This is a genomic window from Achromobacter sp. SIMBA_011 (assembly GCF_046535435.1).
Classification (GTDB): domain Bacteria; phylum Pseudomonadota; class Gammaproteobacteria; order Burkholderiales; family Burkholderiaceae_B; genus Achromobacter; species Achromobacter dolens.
On the sequence record NZ_JAWRWN010000005.1, the window covers coordinates 1 to 17,359 of the forward strand.

Below are 17,359 nucleotides of genomic sequence, written 5' to 3' on the forward strand. Positions count from 1 at the left end.
GCCCGAGCGAGGCGGTATGCGGCCCCAGCGCGTAGTCGGGCACGATCGCCTGCGCCACCAGGTCGGGGCGCGGCGGCTTGACCCGGGTGTCGACGTGCTGGCCGAAGTAGCTGTACGGCCAGCCATAGAAGCCGCCGTCGCGCACCGAGGTCATGTAGTCGGGCACCAGGTCGCTGCCCAGTTCGTCGCGTTCGTTCACGGCAGTCCACAGCGTCTTGCCGTCCGGCCCCCAGGCCATGCCCACCGGATTGCGCAGGCCGCTGGCGTAGAGCCGTTTGGCGCCGCTGGCGACGTCGATTTCCCAGATGGCGGCGCGGCCTTCCTCTTCCGCCATGCCGTTCTCCGCGACGTTGCTGTTCGAGCCGACCGTCGCATACAGCTTGGCGCCGTCGGCGCTGGCGATGAGGTTCTTGGTCCAGTGATGGTTGCGGCCTGAGGGCAGGTCGGTCACCTTGACGCCGGGCGCGTCGATGCGGGTCTGGCCGGCCTGGTACGGAAACCGCAGCACCGCGTCGGCATTGGCGATGTACAACTGGTCGCCGACGAGCGCCATGCCGAAGGGCGAATTCAGGCCTTCCAGGAACACGCTGCGCATCTGCGCCGCGCCATCGGGCGTCAAGCCGCGCAGCAGGGTGATGCGGTTGGCGCTGGGCGTGCGCGCGCCGGCGCGCTTCATGACGATGCCGGCGGCCCAGTCCTTGATGCCGCCGGAGGCCTCTGGCGGCTTGGGCGGCGCATTGGTCTCGGCCACCAGCACGTCGCCGTTGGGCAGCACGTACAGCCAGCGCGGGTGGTCCAGGCCGCGCGCGTAGGCGGTGACCGCCAGGCCGCTGGCAGGGGTCGGCAGGCCGGTCTCGCTCCAGCCTACCGCCTTGGCCGTGTTGACGGTGGGAATGAGGGTGGTATTGGGCGCGGGCAGTTCGGGCCGCGGACCCATGCCGGCCTCGACCGGCAGGCGCGCGACTTCGCCGCAGGCGGCCACCAGCCCGGCGGACGCGACCAACGCCGCCAACAGGTATCGAATTCGCATGGCCCGGCTCCCGGCGCGGATTGGCAGGCTTCCATCATACGACGGGGCGGCGCGGACTTTCGCGCTGCCGCATTCAGCGCATGTCGAACGCTTCCTGATGCCAGCGGACGTCGCCGCGTCCCAGCCGACGCAGGCCCTTGCGCAGCGCGGTCGCCAGCCCGGCGGGCCCGCAATACCAGACCTCGCCGACACGACCGGCGGCCACTTCGCCCTGCGCCAGCGCGGCGGCATCCAGCCGCTGGCCGGCGGCGGCGCTGTGCACCTGGAGCGTGACGTTGTCCAGCGCGGCGCAGCGTTGCCGCAGCACCTCAACGAACGGGTCGGCCTCGCCATCGCGCACGCAGTAGTGCAGCCAGACGGGCGGCATGCGGCCAGGCTCCTCGCGGGCCGCCTCCAGCCACGCCAGGAAGGGCGTGACGCCGATGCCGCCCGCCACCCACACCTGTGGGCCGGCGGCGGGGCGCGCGAAGCGGCCGTAAGGGCCTTCCACCGTGACAGGCGCGCCTTCGCGCAACGTGGCGGCCAGCCGCCTGGTGTAATCGCCCAGCGCCTTGATCTCGAACGTCACGTCGCGGCGTTCGGAGTGCGGCGCGCTGGCGATGGTGAACGGGTGCGCGCCCTCGCGCCGGTCGAAGGTGACGAAGGCGAACTGGCCGGCGGTGTGGCCGGGCCAGCGCGCATCGAGTTCACAAGTGACTTCGAGAATGCCCCCCGGACGTTGCGCCAGCGCCGTCACGCGGCCGGCGGCGCGCCGGCCCAGGCCGATGCGGCCGGCCAGCGACAGCACGGCGGCCCAGGCGCCGCCGGCCATCAGCGGCAGCAGCAGCACGCCGGTCGGCCCGGTCCAGTAATAGGCCGGCGCCAACGCCAGGGTATGGAACACCAGTATCAGGTAGGCCAGCGGCATGGCGCGGTGGATGATGCGCCAGGCATGGTAAGGAAAGCGGCGCCACAGCGTGATGACCAGCATGGCCAGCAGCGCGTAGATCGTCCATTCGCCCAGGTCCTTGGCCAATCCGCGCGAATCCGCCAGCATGGCCAGCACCGCGTCGCGCGCCGGCCGGCCCTCGGCGCCGACCAGCGCCTTCAGCGGCGTGCTGGCCAGCTTGACCAGCCAATGCGCGGCGCCGGCGCCGATGGCCAGGATGCCGGCCCATTTGTGCAGCCGGTAGACTTTGTCCATGCCGCCCAGCGGTCCCTCCAGCCCGGCTGGACGCAAGGCCAGCAGCATGATCAGCGACATCAGGCCGATGGACCAGACGCCTGTCAGGTACAGCGCCAGCTGGCGCAGCACCCAGGGCCAGGCGGCCGAGGCCGCCGGTTGCAGCAGGAGGGCGTCGACGGCCCAGGCGCCGGTCAGCGCGAGCAGGAACAGTCCCAGGGCGGTACGGGTTTTCATGGCATTTGCCTCAGTCCTTGATGCGGCTGCGCAGCACCGCGCCGGTCTGCGCATCGACGCGCAGCTTCACGCGCTGGCCTTGCGGGTTGTCGGCCTTGACGTCGTAGCCGCGGTGATGCTCCAGTTCGATCTCGGTGATGTTGCGATAGCCGGCGGCGGTCAGCACGTCGTAGATCTGACGCACGGTCAGGATCTGCGCGGCGGGCGCGGCCTGGGCGGGCGCGGTCGCGGCGGGCGCCGGCGCGGCCGGGGCCGGTTGCGGCGCGGTCTGCGCCAGCGCGGCGGCGCCGGTGAGGGTGGCGGCGCCGATGGCCAGGGCGGTCAGGGTTTTGCGGATCGGGTTCATGCGGTTTTCTCCTGAGGGTCGAAGTGGGGCCGTGGATCGGCCATGACGTCATTATTCGGGGGGGCGCATGAACCCGTTCTGAAGCCGTCATTCACCCGCCGTTCATGTTCGACACGCTATAAATGAGACGCTTGCATTCCCCTGTTTTTCCCCCGCGCGCCGGGTTACCCTGGACGCGACCGCCCGACGGAATCCCCATGACCGCACGCCTTCGTATCGGAATCTGGCTGACCGGCCTTGCGCTGGCCCTGGCGCTGGCCGTCGGGCCCGGCGCCGGCCGCGCCGACGAAAGCGACCACGAACAGGCGCGCCAGGCCTTGCAGGCCGGCAAGGTGCTGCCGTTGCGGTCCGTGCTCGATATCGTCGAACGCGACTATCCCGGCCAGGTGGTCAAGGTGGAATTCGAAGAGGATGACGGCCTCTTCCTGTACGAGATCCGCCTGCTGCAGCCCGGCGGCAATCTGGTCAAGCTGAAGATCGATGCGCGCGACGGCGCCGTGCTGGGCATGAAGGGGCGCGACATCCAATTCCGGAACCGACACTGATGCGCATACTTGTCGTCGAAGACGAACCGACCCTGGCCTCGCAACTGGCCGAGGCGCTGCGCCACGGCGGCTACACCGTCGACACGGCGGCCGACGGCGGCACCGCCCACTACATGGGCGAGGTCGAGACCTACGACGTGGTGGTGCTGGACCTGGGGCTGCCGGTGATGGACGGCCTGACGGTGCTCAAGCAGTGGCGCGCGGCCGGGCGCGGCATGCCGGTGCTGATCCTGACGGCGCGTTCCAACTGGCACGAAAAGGTCGCCGGCATCGACGCCGGCGCCGACGACTACCTGACCAAGCCTTTCCACATGGAAGAACTGCTGGCGCGCGTGCGGGCGCTGTTGCGCCGCCACAGCCACCACGCCAGCGCGCAATGGCGCTGCGGCCCGCTGATGCTCGACACGCGGCTGGCCCGCGCCACGGTCGATGGCCAGCCGCTGAACCTCACCAGCCATGAATTCAAGGTGCTGGCGGTGCTGATGCAGCGCGCCGGCGAGGTGGTCTCGCGCGGCGAGCTGATCGAACACATCTACGCGCAGGACCACGATCGCGATTCCAACACCATCGACGTGTTCATCGGCCGCCTGCGCAAGAAGCTGCCGGCCGACACCATCGAGACCGTGCGCGGGCTCGGCTACCGGCTCGCCTGTACTTCATGACGTCGCCGCGCGCGCCGGGGTCGCTGCGCTGGCGCATGCTGGCCGGCACGCTCGCCTGGATCGCGGCGATCGTCGTGCTGGCCGGATGGGGGCTGGGCAACCTGTTCCGCCAGCACATCACCGAACAACTGCGGACCGAACTGGCGCTGCACATGAACCAGTTGACGGCGGCGGTCAGCGTGGCGCCGGACGGCCGCCCGACGGTGGCCTCGCCGCTGAGCGACCCGCGCCTGGAGCAGCCGCTGTCGGGCCTGTATTGGCAGATCGACCGCCTCGATGACAGCGGCCGCGTGGTGGCCGCGGGCGTGGCGCGCTCGCGCTCGCTGTGGGACCAGGTGTTGGCGCTGCCTGCGGCCGACGACGCCGACGGCCTTCACGACATCGCCGGGCCCGAGAATCACCGCCTGAGCGCGCTGACGCGCCTGCTCAAGCCCGAGGACAGCGACGCCGGTTCGCTGCGCCTGGTGGTGGCCGCCGACCGCGCGGTGCTGGCCGAACCGATCGAACGCTTCGACCACATGCTGCTGTGGTCGCTCGGCGCGCTCGCGGCCGGAATGGTGGTGGCGGCGGTGGTGCAGGTGGCGGTGGGGCTGCGGCCCCTGGGGCGGCTGCGGCGCCAGCTCGCCGCGCAGCAGGGCCGCAACAGCGTGCGGATCGAGGGCCGTTTTCCCAGCGAGATCCAGCCGCTGGTCGACGATTTCAACCGCGTCCTGGCGGTCAACGCCGATATCGTGCAACGGGCGCGCACCCAGGCCGGCAACCTGGCGCACGCGGTCAAGACGCCGCTGACCATCCTGGGCAACGCGGCGGCGCGCGAAGAGGGCGCGTTCGCCCGCCTGGTGCGCGAACAGGTCGCCATGGCGCAGCGCCAGATCGACCACCACCTGGCGCGCGCGCGGGCCGCGGCGGCTTCCGGCACGGCGGGCGGACGCGCGCCGCTGCGGGCGCCGCTGCAGGCGCTGTTGCGCGTCATGCAGCGTCTGTACGCGGCGCGCGGGCTGGCGCTGGAGATGGACGAATTCCCCGACCGGCTTGAGTTCCGTGGCGAGGAGCAGGACCTGCAGGAGATGGTTGGCAACCTGCTCGACAACGCCTGCAAATGGGCCGCGCGGCGCGTGCGGATCGGCGCCCAGGCGGATGCGCCCGACCGCCTGCGCATCGTGATCGACGACGACGGCCCGGGCATTTCCGAGGACGAGCGCGAACGCATCTTCGAGCGCGGCGTGCGCATGGACGAGCAGCGCCCGGGTTCGGGCCTGGGGCTGGATATCGTGCGCGACCTGGCCGGCACCTACGGCGGCCAGGTCAGCGCCGGACAATCGCCGCTGGGCGGGTTGCGCGTGACGCTGATCCTGCCGGCGCTGCCGACCGGCGCCTAGCTGACCGGCCGACGCCTGGGGCCGGCGCTCAGCGCACCAGCGTCACCGGCACCTCGGCCAGTTGCACCACCTGGTTGGCGACCGAGCCGATCAGCATGCCGGCCAGCGCGCCATGGCCGCGCGTGCCCATGACGATGCGGGCGCATTGATGCTGTTGCGCGTAATGGGCGATCTCGACCGCGGGGTTGCCGAATTCGACGTGGCTGGTGTAGTCGGTGCCGGTGACGTCGAGCAGCTTGCGCGCGTCGTCGGCGGCTTCCTGGCCTTCGCGCACGTAGTATTCGTCGATCATGTCCTGGGTGACCAGCCGCGACAGGCCGGCGCGCCCCTGCGGCGGTGTCTGGATGTTGAGCAGGTGGATGCGCGCGTCGCGCGCGCCCTGCGCCAGTTGGCGCGCATGCAGCACGGCGCGGTTGGCGTTGTCGGAGCCGTCGACCGGCACGAGGATATGCAGCATGGCGGTCTCCTTACTTGACCAGGGTGACGGGCAGGTCCGTGAGGTGCAGGACCTTGGTGGCCACCGAACCCATGAACAGCGCGGAGGCTGATCCCAGTCCGCGCGTACCCATGAAGATCTCGTCGGCGTCGCTCTCCGCGGCCACGCGCGCGATGGTTTCCGCGGCGGCGCCGGTCTCGACGCGCTGGCCGAACGGCACGCCGGCCTCGGTCAGCAGCGCGCTGGCGTCACGCAGCGCGGCCTGGGCTTCTTCCTGGTGGTAGGCGTCGATGTCCGCCTGCGACAGGCCGCGGCCGATCTTGCCTGCGTGCAGGGGAATCTGCACCGTCAGCAGTTCGACCCGTTCGACCGGATCGTAGCCGCGCGCCTCGAGCATTGCCCGGACGGCGTGCACGGCGTGTTGCGAGCCATCCACGGGGATCAGAATGCGTTTCATCGACGTCTCCTTGTTGTCCGCGAGCCGCGGCGATGCGCCGCAGTGTCTCCACTGTACGAAATTATCCCGCGCCATGGGCGGTGGCGGGATGCGCGGAATCAAACGAAGCGGACCGTCCGGGCGGGGCGGCATCAGTCCTGTGCCCAAGCGGCGGGCGCCCTGGCGGCAGGGGGCCGCCAGCGACTTCAGCGCCAGCGCGCCGGCGTCTGCGCCGCCTCGGCCGGCAGGCCCAGCAGCAGGGCCGCCATGCGGCCCAGCGTGGCCGCATCGCCGGTCGTCTCCAGCGACACCGAGCCGGCGCCGTCCGGCGCCAGCAGTCCGCGCTCCTGCAATTGATGGCGCAGGCGGCGCGCCACCGGGCCGCCGGTTTCCAGCAGGGGCACGGACGCGCCCGCCGCGGCCTGGATCTCGTCGCGCAGGAAGGGAAAATGGGTGCAGCCCAGCACCAGCGCGTCGGCGCCCTGGGCCAGCAGTTCGCGCACCGGCGCCGCCACCACGCGGGCGGCGCCCGGGCCGTCGATCTCGCCGCGTTCGACCTGCAGCACCCATTCCGGACACGGCCGGAACAGGATGCGGATCTCGGGCGCCTCGCGCCGCACCAGCGCCGCGAACTTGGGGCTGGCCAGCGTGCCGGTGGTGGCGAAGACGCCGACCACGCCGCTGCGCGTCAGGTGCGCGGCCGGCTTGATGGCCGGCTCCACGCCGATGATGACAAGGTCCGGATGGCGGGCGCGCAGCAGCGCGATGGCGGCGGCGGTGGCGGTGTTGCAGGCCACCACCATGGCCTTGGCCTGGCGCGACACGAAATAGTCGGCGATGGCCAGCGCCCGCTGCTGCACGGCTTCCTGGGTCTTCTCGCCGTAGGGCACGTGGGCGGAATCCGCCAGGTACAGCAGGTGTTCCCGCGGCAGCGCTTCGCGGATGGCGCGCAGCACGCTCAGTCCGCCGACGCCGGAGTCGTATACGCCTATGGGGTGGGGGGCATGCATGGGCAAGCAGCGAGAGCCAGGATGGCGCCCAGTGTAGCGCCAGGGGCCCGTCGCCACCGCGAGAGGCTTCTTTCCCTGCGAACGGGCCTAGTCTTCCGGCGTCTCGCGATGCGCGCGCACCTCCTCGATCAACCGGCGGGTCGCGCCCGACAGCGGCGCGTCGCGCCAGATCAGGGTGAGCGGGGCGCGCAGCTCCACCGGGCCGGTGACGTTGACGTACACCACGCCCTCGATATTGACCCGGCGCAGCGAGGCCGGCACCAGCGACACGCCCAGGCCGGCCGCCACCAGGCTCAGGGTGGACAGCACGCGCGGCGCCTCCTGCGCCACCCGCGGGCTGAAGCCCGCGGCGCGGCAGCCCGAGATGATGGCGTCGTACAGGCCGGGGCCGCTGTGGCGGCGGTACAGGATCAGCGATTCCTCGGCCAGCTCCGCCAGCGCGATGCGCTTGCGGCTGCGCCCCTTGACCATCGGATGGTCGGCGGGAAAGGCGGCCAGCATGGTTTCCTCCAGCACGCTCTCGACCGCCACGCCGCGATCGGCGCCGTGCGCGCCGCGGATGAAGGCGACGTCGACCCGGCCGGCGCGCACGTCTTCCATCAGCTCGCCGGTGCTGCTTTCTTCCAGCACCAGCCGCACCTGCGGCGCGCTTTCGCGAAAGCGCCGGATCACCGATGGCACGAACGGGTGGAACGCGGCCGAGCCGGTGAAGCCGACCGTCAGCCGGCCAGCCTCGCCCAGCGACACCCGCCGCACGCCGTCGACCGCCTGATCGACCAGCGCCAGGATGCTGCGCGCGTCGGCCAACAGCGCCCGGCCGCTTTCGGTCAGTTCCATGCCGCGCGGCAGGCGGTGGAACAGCGTGACGCCGAGCTCCTGTTCCAGCACGCGGATCTGCTGGCTGAGTGGGGGCTGGCGGATGCCCAGCCGGGCGGCCGCCTTGGTCAGGTGGGATTCCTCGGCCACCGCCAGGAAATACCGCAACAACCGCAAGTCGACGGATGCCATATGTGACGGATATGAATGTTTAGTCAGTCATATATTAGACATTATCTTTGGGCGGGAGTAGGCTGCGAGCTATTCCTTCACTCCCGGCGCCGCCGCGCGCCGGCGTTTCCCGGCCGGCCACGGCCCCAAGACAATGAACGCAGCAGCTCCCGATTCCCCCGACGCCACGCGGCCACCGCCCACCTGCGGGCAACTGTTCTACGGATTCCTCATGCTCGGCCTGACGGCCTTCGGCGGCGCGTTGCCATTGGCGCGCCGCATGGTGGTCGAAAAGCACCGCTGGCTGTCCGGGGCCGAATTCACCGACCTGCTGGGCCTGTGCCAGTTCCTGCCGGGCGGCAACATCATCAACCTGTCGGTCGCACTGGGCATGAAGTTCCGCGGCCCGCGCGGCGCCTTCGCGGCGCTGATGGGCCTGATCCTGGCGCCGTCGGCCATCGTGGTGCTGCTGGGCATGGTCTACGACCGCTTCCAGAACGATCCGCACATCCAGCACCTGTTCGCCGGCCTGGCGGCCGCGGCGGCGGGGCTGCTGATCTCGATGGCGGTCAAGATCGGCGTGCCGGTGCTCAAGCGCCGCGACTGGCTGGCCGGCTTGGTGGCCACGGCCTGTTTCATCGCCATCGCGGTGCTGCGCATTCCGCTGCTGCCAACCATGGCGGTGCTCACGCCCCTGAGCATCCTGCTGGTCTGGAGGCAACGTCGATGATCCAGACCCTGATCGCCCTCGCCATCATCTTTTCGCAACTGTCGGTGCTGGCCTTCGGCGGCGGCAACACCATCCTGCCCGAAATGCAGCGCCAGGTCGTCGAGGTGCACGGCTGGATGACGGCCGCCGATTTTTCCGCGCTGTTCGCCCTGGGGCAGGCGGCGCCCGGCCCCAACCTGATGGTGGTCACGCTGGTCGGCTGGCATGTGGCCGGCTGGGCCGGCATGCTGGTCACCACCCTGGCCAAGTTCGGGCCGTCCTCGATCATCACCATCATCGCCCTGGGACTGTGGGAACGGTTCAAGGACCGCCCGTGGCGCGGCGTGATCCAGGCCGGCATCTTCCCGATGACGGTGGGGCTGGTGGCCGCCAGCGCCGCGCTGATCACGGAGGCATCGGCCCACACCTGGCTGCTGGGCGCCATTACCGCGGTGGTGGCGCTGCTGGGCAGCGTGACGCGGATCCATCCGCTGTGGCTGCTGTTCGGCGGCGCGCTGGTGGGATTGCTCGCGATCGGTTAGCGTTTAGGCTCTTGCCACCCGTGGGAGGCCGCCATGACGCTGCCGGTCAAGGATCCGGATACCGACTCGACCCAGGCCGGCGTCGCGCCGCTGCCGTTCTTCCATGCGCATCGGCGCCTGGTGCTGTGCGGGCTGCTGTTCGTCGCGGCGGCGGTGGGGTTGTGGCGCGCCGGCCTGGCGCCGAGCCGGGCGGGCCTGCTGGGCTTTGATCTTGCGGCGCTGGTGTTCCTGCTGCTGACCGGCGCCGCCTTCGGCAGGGCGACCCCCGCCACGATGCGGATCCGGGCGCAGCAGGTCGATGTCGGCCGCAGCGCCGTGCTCTGGAGCAGCGTGCTGCTGTCTTGCCTGGTGATGCTGGCGCTGTGGATGGAAATGCGCGCCGCGGGCGGCCTCGAAGGCGCGGCCGACCTGATCGCGGCGGCCGCCAGCATCGTGCTGTCGTGGCTCTACATGAACATGATCTTTGCGCTGCACTATGCGCATGGCTACTACAGCCACCGCAACGGCATGCACAAGGGCCTCGACTTTCCAGGCAAGGAGGATCCCGACTACTGGGACTTCGCCTACTTCTCGCTGGTGCTGGGCATGACGTTCCAGGTGTCGGACGTGCAGATCGTCAGCCGCCGGCTGCGGCGCACGGCGCTGCTGCACAGCGTCATCGCGTTTTTCTTCAACGTCTTCATCATCGCCATCAGCGTCAACGTCGCGGCGGGGCGGGCATGAAAAAGCCCGGCCGGGGGGCCGGGCTTCTGCATGTGCCGAACGACGGGCGGCGCGCGCTCAGGCCGCCGCCAGCCGCCACAGCGACGTGACTTCCTTCGAGCGCGCCGCGTACAAGGGATCGTCCGGATCCTTGGCGCGGCCGTGCGTGGGCCGGGTGTCGATGCGCTCCACCACGCGCAGGCCGGCCTGCTCGATCATCTCCAGCAATTGCTCGCGGGTGCGCAGGCCCAGGTGTTCGGCCAGGTCCGACAGGATCAGCCAGCCTTCGCCGTTGGGCGTCAGGTGCGCCGTCAGCCCATTGAGGAAGCCTCGCAGCATGCGGCTGTCGGGGTCGTAGACCGCGTGCTCGACCGGCGAGCTGGGGCGGGCCGGCAGCCACGGCGGGTTGCAGACCGCCAGCGAAACCCGCCCTTCGGGGAACAGGTCGGCCTGGACCACCTCGACCTGTTTGGCCAGGCCCAGCCGCTCCAGGTTCTCACGTGCGCAGGCCAGCGCCCGCGGGTCCATGTCGGTGGCGATGACGCGCTTGCCGCCGCGGCGCGCCAGCACCGCCGCCAGCACGCCGGTGCCGGTGCCGATATCGAAGGCCACGCTGCCGCGCGGCATCGGGGTGCGCGCCACCAGGTCGATGTACTCGCCCCGCAGCGGCGAAAACACGCCGTAGTGCGGGTGGATGCGGTTGTCCAGCGCGGGAATCTCCACGCCTTTCTTGCGCCATTCGAAGGCGCCGATCAGGCCCAGCAGTTCGCGCAGCGACGCCACGTACGGTTCGTCGGCGGGGCCGTGGGCTTCTTCGCAGGCCTGCCGCGCGTCCGGCGCGCGGCGCAGCGAAATGCCGTGGCCGGCGTCGAACGGAATCAGCAGCATGCCGAGGATGCGGGCGCGCTGCGACTGGATCTGGCGATGCTGGTTGAAGGCCTCCAGCATGGTTTCGACCGGCTTGCGCGGGCGCTTGTCGACGCGGCGCGTGATCGCCTGCAACAACTGGCGCGCATTCTGGAAGTCGCCGCGCCACAGCAGGCCCACGCCTTCGCACGCCAGGCGATAGGCCACGTCCGCCGTGGTGCGGTCGTCGGCCAGCACCACGCGCTTGGGCGGCGTGGCGCCGGATTCCGAGCGCCAGCGGGCGGTGTGGTGGGTCTGGTCCGGGGCTTCGCCCTCGGTCCAATGCAGTTCAGGCAGGGTCAACGGGACGCTCCGGACAAGGCGGGCTTCAGGGGCAGGACGGTCATGAAACGGGGAAATCCAGGGGGAAAAGAAAACAAGGCGCGGGCTGCCAATGTAGCAGCTTCGCGCCTTCGGGGGCGGCGGATGGCGCGCGGCGCCACCCGTCGGGGCGGTATCAGTGGAACAGCACCACGGCCTTCTGCAGCGTGATCCAGATGCCCCAGGCCAGCGGGATGCCGACGCAGGCCCAGGCGAACAGCACCAGCGCGGCCGGCGTGCGGAAGGTCGAGGCGCCCACGCCGTGGGTCTCGGCCGCCGCCGCGCGCTCATGCGCCAGGGCCTTTTCGCGCGCCAGTTCCTCGTCGCTCATGAAGTACTTGGGGTTCACCGGGCGGATCGCCAGGTTGCACAGGAAGCCCAGCACCAGCATGCCGGCCAGGATGTACATGGTGATGTCATACACCTGCGCCCGCGGCACGCCGATGGACAACTGGTATTCGCGGATGTAGTTCACCAGCACCGGCCCGAAGATGCCCGCGGCCGACCACGCCGTCAGCAGCCGGCCGTGGATGGCGCCCACCATCTGCGTGCCGAACAGGTCCGCCAGGTAGGCCGGCACGGTGGCGAAGCCGCCGCCATACATCGACAGGATGACGCAGAAGGCCGCCACGAAAAGCGCCAGCGCGCCCATGTGCGCGGTCCAGGGAATCGCCGCGTACAGCGCGAAGCCCAGCACGAAGAAGATCAGGTAGGTCATCTTGCGGCCGAGCTTGTCCGACAGGCTGGCCCAGAAGAAGCGGCCGCCGATGTTGAACAGGCTCAGCAGCCCGGTGAAGCCCGCGGCGATGGCGGCGATCGAGGCCAGTTGGGCCTTGTCGAGCTGGCCGTAGCCCAGCTCCGGCTTGTTGATGAGGCCGCCGCCGAACACTTCCTGCAGCAGCGGCGAGGCCATGCCCAGGATGCCGATGCCGGCGGTCACGTTCAGGCACAGCACCAGCCACACCAGCCAGAACTGCGGCACGCCCCAGACCCGCTTCACGTGCACGTGGCCCTGGGTGATCATGGCGTTGTTGGCGTGCCTGGCGGGGGCGGTCCAGCCCGCCGGCTTCCAGCCGGTGGGCGGCACGCGGTAGCCGAGCGCGCCCGACATCATGAAGATGAAGTACACCAGCGCCATGGTCAGGAAGGTCTGCCACACGCCCGGCGAGGTCGGCGTGGCGAAGTGGCGCATCAGCAGGTCGGCCAGCGGCGCGCCGATCATGGCGCCGCCGCCAAAGCCCATGATGGCCATGCCGGTCGCCATGCCGCGGCGGTCCGGGAACCACTTGATCAGCGTGCTGACCGGCGAGATGTAGCCCAGCCCCAGGCCGATGCCGCCGATCACGCCCGAGCCGAGCCACAGCATCCACATCTGGTGCAGGTAGACGCCGGCCGCCGAGATCACCAGGCCGCCGCACCAGCACAGCGCCGACACCACGCCCGCCTTGCGCGGACCGGCGCGCTCCAGCCAGCCGCCCCACAGCGCCGCCGAGCAGCCCAGCAGCACGAAGAACAGCGTGTACATCCACCCCATGGTGGAGATGCGCCAGTCGCAACTGGTGGTGAACAGCTCGGCCACCAGGCTCATGTCGGCCGGGCAGGCCAGCGGCTGGGCGCCGCCGACCGCCTTGGACAGCGGCAGCCAGAACACCGAAAAGCCATAGGCCATGCCGATGCACAGGTGGATGGCCAGGGCGGCCGGGGGCACCAGCCAGCGGGAAAAACCCGGTCCGGCGATGGTGCGTTCCTTGTCCAGGAAGCCCGGCTTGGCGCCGGGCAGGTCTAGCGTTGCAGTGCTTTCCATGAGGTCTCCTCGGGGTGCGGCTTTATAGCGGCGTTGGCTGGAGAAATCCAGTCCCGCCGTCTCTTGTTGAACCCTTTGCTGCGGTAAAGCTTGCTGCGTCCGCGCGCCGTCGCGGGCACGCGGATCGGTGTGGACGCGTCGGTCGGTCAGGGCACGCGCGCCAGCGGTGTCAGGCGTTCGCGGTTCTGCGTCACCGCCTCCAGCACCAGCGGATGCAATTGTTGTTCGCCGGCATCGCCGTCGGGCTGCCGCGCCAGGAAGTCCAGCAGCTCGTTGCGCATGCGGGGTTCCCAGAACTTGTGGATATGGTTGGCCACGCCTTCCACCGCTTCAGGCCGCAGCGGCATGGCTTCGAAGAATTGGCCGATGCGGTTGGCCATGCGGATCAGGTTGCCGATTTCCATGCGTGTCAGGTCTGCGAAGTGATGCGTTCGGGGTGGGAATAGAGGGTGGCGTCGTCGTTGCGCAAAAAGCCCAGCAGCGCGATGCCGGCGCTGTCGGCCAGGCGCACGGCCAACGCGGTGGGGGCAGACACCGCCGCCAGGATGCCGACGCCGGCGGCGGCGGTCTTCTGCACCATCTCGAAGCTGGCGCGGCTGGACACCAGCACCACGCCGTGCGCGGCGGGCAGGGCCTGGCGCGCCAGCGCGCCGACCAGCTTGTCGAGCGCGTTGTGGCGGCCCACATCCTCGCGCACCAGCGCCACGGCGCCGCTGGCGTCGGCCCAGCCGGCGGCGTGGGTGGCGCCGGTCAGGTCATGCAGCGCCTGGCGCGCGCGCATGTCGCGCATCGCCCGCAGCACCGCGCCCACCGGCAGCGGCGCGCCGGCCGGCACCGGCGCCACCGGCCGCAGCACCTCGGGCAGCGTCTCGACGCCGCACAGGCCGCAGCCGGTGCGCCCGGCCATGGCGCGGCGGCGTGATTTCAGCCGCGCCTCGCAGGCGCTGGATATCTCGATCTGCACCACGATGCCGTCGCATTGCGGCAGCACGTCGATGCCGCGCACGTCGGTCACGCTGTCGATGATGCCTTCCGACAGCGAAAAACCGACGGCGAAGTCCTCCAGGTCGGCGGGCGTGGCCAGCATGGTGGCGTGGCTGATGCCGTTGAACTCCAGCGCCACCGGGGTTTCCTCGGCCAGGTTGTCGCCTTCGGCGCCGGGCGCGATGGCGCCGGCCCGCACGCGGGTCACCTGGGCCGCCACGTGCTCGGGGCGGGAGGAAGGGGGAGGGGCGCTGTGGTCCATGGCGGGCTCGGCTGTCGGGTTATTTCCCCGACGTCACGGCTTCGTTCTCGCGCGAGCGTTCACGCAGCAGCTTCTGCTGGATGTCCGCGAAGCGCGACCATTGCCGCTGCCATTCCGACGGCTGGGACACGCGCGTGACCTGCACGGCCGTGACCTTGTACTCGGGGCAGTTGGTGGCCCAGTCGGAACTGTCGGTGGTGACGACGTTGGCGCCGGACTCGGGGAAGTGGAAGGTGGTGTATACCACGCCCGGCTGCACCCGGTCGGTCAGGGTCGCGCGCAGCACGGTCTCGCCCGAGCGGCTCTGGATGCCGACCCAGTCGCCTTCGGCGACGCCACGGTCTTCGGCATCCTGCGGATGGATCTCCAGCACGTCCTCGCTGTGCCACATGACGTTGGGCGTGCGGCGGGTCTGCGCGCCCACGTTGTATTGCGACAGGATGCGGCCGGTGGTCAACAGCAGCGGGAAACGGCGCGTGCTGCGCTCGTCGGTCGGCACGTACTTGGTGATCATGAACTTGCCCTTGCCGCGCACGAAGCTGTCGATGTGCATGATCGGCGTGCCTTCGGGCGCGTCGTCGTTGCACGGCCATTGCAGGCTGCCCAGCTTGTCCAGCTTCTCGTAGCTGACGCCGCTGAAGGTCGGCGTCAGGCGCGCGATCTCTTCCATGATCTCGCGCGGGTGGCGGTAGTTCATGGGATAGCCCAGCGCGTTCGACAGCGCCACGGTCACTTCCCAGTCGGCCTTGCCGTTCTTCGGCTCCATCACCTTGCGCACGCGCGAGATGCGGCGCTCGGCGTTGGTGAAGGTGCCGTCCTTTTCCAGGAACGACGAACCCGGCAGGAACACGTGCGCGTACTTGGCGGTCTCGTTCAGGAACAGGTCCTGCACCACGATGCATTCCATCGCCGCCAGCGACGCCGCCACGTGCTGCGTGTTGGGGTCGGACTGCACGATGTCCTCGCCCTGGCAGTAGAGGCCCTTGAAGGTGCCGCCCAGCGCGGCCTCGAACATGTTGGGAATGCGCAGGCCCGGCTCGGGTTGCAGCGTCACGCCCCAGTCCTGCTCGAACTGCGCCCGCGCCACGTTGTCGGAAATATGGCGGTAGCCCGGAAGCTCGTGCGGGAACGAGCCCATGTCGCACGAGCCCTGCACGTTGTTCTGGCCGCGCAGCGGGTTCACGCCCACGCCTTCGCGGCCGACGTTGCCGGTGGCCATGGCCAGGTTGGCGATGGCCATGACGGTTGTCGATCCCTGGCTGTGCTCGGTCACGCCCAGGCCGTAGTAGATCGAGCCGTTGCCGCCGGTGGCGAACAGGCGCGCCGCGCCGCGCACGGCCTGCGCCGGCACGCCGGTGATCTCGGCCATGGCCTCGGGCGAGTTCTCGGGCAGCGACACGAAGTCGCGCCATTCCTGGAATGCCTTGGCCTCGCAGCGCTCGGCCACGTAGGCCTCGTCGATCAGCCCTTCGGTGGCGATGACGTGGGCCATCGATGACAGCAGCGCGGTGTTGGTGCCGGGCCGCACCTGCAGGTGGAAGTCGGCCTTGATGTGCGGCGAACTCACCAGCTCGATGCGGCGCGGGTCGATCACGATCAGCCGCGCGCCCTGGCGCAGGCGGCGCTTCAGGCGCGAGGCGAACACCGGATGGCCGCTGGACGGGTTGGCGCCCATGACGATGACCACGTCAGTGTGCATCACCGAGTCGAAGGTCTGGGTGCCGGCGGATTCGCCCAGCGTCTGCTTCAGGCCGTAGCCCGTGGGCGAATGGCACACGCGGGCGCAGGTGTCGACGTTGTTGGTGCCGAAGGCGGCGCGCACCAGCTTCTGCACCAGCCAGGTTTCCTCGTTGGTGCAGCGCGATGAGGTGATGCCGCCGACCGCGTCGCGGCCGTACTGGCCCTGGATGCGGCGGAATTCGGAAGCCGCGTACTCGATCGCCTCTTCCCACGACACTTCGCGCCAGGAATCGGTGATGCGCTTGCGGATCATCGGCTTGAGCACGCGCTCCTTGTGGGTGGCGTAGCCCCAGGCGAAGCGGCCCTTGACGCAGGAGTGGCCGCGGTTGGCCTGGCCGTCCTTCCACGGCACCATGCGCACCACTTCCTGGCCCTTCATCTCGGCCTTGAAGCCGCAGCCCACGCCGCAATAGGCGCAGGTGGTGACCACCGAATGCTCGGCCTGGCCCATCATGATGACGGTCTTTTCCTGCAGGGTCGAGGTCGGACAGGCCTGCACGCAGGCGCCGCAGGACACGCATTCGCTGTCCAGGAACGGCTGGTCCTGCCCCGGCGACACGCGCGATTCGAAGCCCTTGCCCGAGATCGTCAGCGCGAAGGTGCCCTGGGTTTCCTCGCAGGCGCGCACGCAGCGGTTGCAGACGATGCACTTGGAGGCGTCGTAGGTGAAGTACGGGTTGGACTCGTCCTTCTCGCTCTTCAAGTGATTGGCGCCGTCGTATCCGTAGCGCACGTTGCGCAGGCCCACCACGCCGGCCATGTCCTGCAGCTCGCAGTCGCCGTTGGCCGGGCAGGTCAGACAGTCCAGCGGATGGTCGGAGATGTACAGCTCCATCACCCCGCGCCGCAGGTCGTGCAGCTTGGGCGTTTCGGTGAAGACCACCATGCCGTTCTCGGCCGGCGTGGTGCACGAGGCGGGATAGCCGCGGCGGCCCTCGATCTGCACCAGGCACAGGCGGCACGAGCCGAACGGCTCCAGGCTGTCGGTGGCGCACAGCTTGGGGATGTTGATGCCAGCCTCGGCGGCCGCGCGCATCAGCGAGGTGCCTTCGGCCACGGTGATTTCCTGGCCGTCGATGGTCAGGGTGACGGTTTTTTCGGACACCCGCGCCGGGGTGCCCAGGTCGCGGTCGCGCTTGATGACGGTTTCTAGCATGGC

The 17,359-nt window shown here is 70.0% G+C and carries 18 protein-coding genes; 6 read left to right on the forward strand and 12 right to left on the reverse strand.

Translation table 11 applies throughout. The features are described 5' to 3' along the window. The 3 genes from SB816_RS18195 to SB816_RS18205 form a co-directional block, all read right to left on the reverse strand. A partial coding sequence (locus SB816_RS18195; protein WP_410547357.1) for a PQQ-dependent sugar dehydrogenase occupies window positions 1–1,030 on the reverse strand: 1,030 nt, incomplete at its 3' end. A gap of 73 nt (window positions 1,031–1,103) precedes the next feature. After that, window positions 1,104–2,429: a ferric reductase-like transmembrane domain-containing protein gene (locus SB816_RS18200; RefSeq protein ID WP_144655366.1), complete on the reverse strand. Its 1,326-nt coding sequence runs from the start codon at window positions 2,427–2,429 to the stop codon at window positions 1,104–1,106. 10 nt (window positions 2,430–2,439) lie between these two features. After that, complete coding sequence (locus SB816_RS18205) at window positions 2,440–2,775, reverse strand: PepSY domain-containing protein (RefSeq protein ID WP_053086021.1); 336 nt, start codon at window positions 2,773–2,775, stop codon at window positions 2,440–2,442. A 197-nt stretch (window positions 2,776–2,972) separates the two neighbouring features. Between SB816_RS18205 and SB816_RS18210 the strand changes: the two genes are divergently transcribed. Genes SB816_RS18210 through SB816_RS18220 form a run of 3 tightly spaced genes read left to right on the forward strand, consistent with a single transcriptional unit; the run spans window position 2,973 to window position 5,361 of the window. Further along, window positions 2,973–3,320: a PepSY domain-containing protein gene (locus SB816_RS18210; RefSeq protein WP_100503429.1), complete on the forward strand. Its 348-nt coding sequence runs from the start codon at window positions 2,973–2,975 to the stop codon at window positions 3,318–3,320. Further along, window positions 3,320–3,982, forward strand: coding sequence for a response regulator transcription factor (locus SB816_RS18215; RefSeq protein WP_054500951.1), 663 nt, complete (start codon window positions 3,320–3,322; stop codon window positions 3,980–3,982). Before SB816_RS18210 ends, SB816_RS18215 begins: the two co-directional genes overlap by 1 nt. Further along, window positions 3,979–5,361 (forward strand): sensor histidine kinase, encoded by a 1,383-nt coding sequence (locus SB816_RS18220; protein ID WP_269874405.1) that lies wholly within the window; start codon window positions 3,979–3,981, stop codon window positions 5,359–5,361. Before SB816_RS18215 ends, SB816_RS18220 begins: the two co-directional genes overlap by 4 nt. Window positions 5,362–5,389: 28 nt before the next feature. On the opposite strand, the gene SB816_RS18225 is transcribed toward SB816_RS18220, so the two are convergent. The 4 genes from SB816_RS18225 to SB816_RS18240 form a co-directional block, all read right to left on the reverse strand. After that, window positions 5,390–5,818, reverse strand: coding sequence for a universal stress protein (locus tag SB816_RS18225; RefSeq protein ID WP_054500953.1), 429 nt, complete (start codon window positions 5,816–5,818; stop codon window positions 5,390–5,392). Window positions 5,819–5,828: 10 nt separating this feature from the next. Continuing rightward, window positions 5,829–6,254 carry a universal stress protein gene (locus SB816_RS18230; protein ID WP_410547358.1) on the reverse strand — a complete coding sequence of 142 codons (426 nt, stop codon included), beginning with the start codon at window positions 6,252–6,254 and terminating at the stop codon, window positions 5,829–5,831. Between the two features lie 185 nt (window positions 6,255–6,439). Next, window positions 6,440–7,243: a glutamate racemase gene (gene murI, locus SB816_RS18235; protein ID WP_054500955.1), complete on the reverse strand. Its 804-nt coding sequence runs from the start codon at window positions 7,241–7,243 to the stop codon at window positions 6,440–6,442. 87 nt (window positions 7,244–7,330) lie between these two features. Further along, the gene (locus SB816_RS18240) at window positions 7,331–8,251 is read right to left on the reverse strand and encodes a LysR substrate-binding domain-containing protein (protein ID WP_054500956.1); all 921 of its coding nucleotides are present in this window, start codon (window positions 8,249–8,251) and stop codon (window positions 7,331–7,333) included. 133 nt (window positions 8,252–8,384) lie between these two features. On the opposite strand from SB816_RS18240, the gene SB816_RS18245 reads away from it, so the two are divergent. From SB816_RS18245 to SB816_RS18255, 3 genes are read left to right on the forward strand one after another with little or no spacing between them, the layout of a single operon-like run. Continuing rightward, complete coding sequence (locus SB816_RS18245; protein WP_054500957.1) at window positions 8,385–8,960, forward strand: chromate transporter; 576 nt, start codon at window positions 8,385–8,387, stop codon at window positions 8,958–8,960. Further along, window positions 8,957–9,481, forward strand: a complete 525-nt coding sequence (locus SB816_RS18250; RefSeq protein ID WP_054428590.1) for a chromate transporter — start codon at window positions 8,957–8,959, stop codon at window positions 9,479–9,481. The genes SB816_RS18245 and SB816_RS18250 overlap by 4 nt, the downstream gene beginning before the upstream one ends. Window positions 9,482–9,514: 33 nt before the next feature. Next, a complete protein-coding gene (locus SB816_RS18255; protein WP_054500958.1) occupies window positions 9,515–10,204 on the forward strand; it encodes a DUF1345 domain-containing protein in 690 nt (229 codons plus the stop codon). A gap of 57 nt (window positions 10,205–10,261) precedes the next feature. On the opposite strand, the gene SB816_RS18260 is transcribed toward SB816_RS18255, so the two are convergent. The 5 genes from SB816_RS18260 to fdhF all read right to left on the reverse strand — a co-directional run bounded on the left by SB816_RS18260 (window position 10,262) and on the right by fdhF (window position 17,356). Beyond that, window positions 10,262–11,392, reverse strand: coding sequence for a methyltransferase (locus tag SB816_RS18260; protein WP_054500959.1), 1,131 nt, complete (start codon window positions 11,390–11,392; stop codon window positions 10,262–10,264). Window positions 11,393–11,546: 154 nt separating this feature from the next. Beyond that, a complete protein-coding gene (locus SB816_RS18265) occupies window positions 11,547–13,214 on the reverse strand; it encodes an OFA family MFS transporter (RefSeq protein ID WP_054500960.1) in 1,668 nt (555 codons plus the stop codon). 146 nt (window positions 13,215–13,360) lie between these two features. Then, complete coding sequence (locus SB816_RS18270; protein ID WP_006390923.1) at window positions 13,361–13,618, reverse strand: formate dehydrogenase subunit delta; 258 nt, start codon at window positions 13,616–13,618, stop codon at window positions 13,361–13,363. 5 nt (window positions 13,619–13,623) lie between these two features. Continuing rightward, entirely contained in the window at window positions 13,624–14,460 is an 837-nt protein-coding gene (gene fdhD / locus SB816_RS18275; protein WP_054500961.1) for a formate dehydrogenase accessory sulfurtransferase FdhD, read from the reverse strand. A gap of 19 nt (window positions 14,461–14,479) precedes the next feature. Beyond that, window positions 14,480–17,356 (reverse strand): formate dehydrogenase subunit alpha, encoded by a 2,877-nt coding sequence (fdhF, locus tag SB816_RS18280; RefSeq protein WP_054417105.1) that lies wholly within the window; start codon window positions 17,354–17,356, stop codon window positions 14,480–14,482. Window positions 17,357–17,359 lie beyond the last annotated feature (3 nt).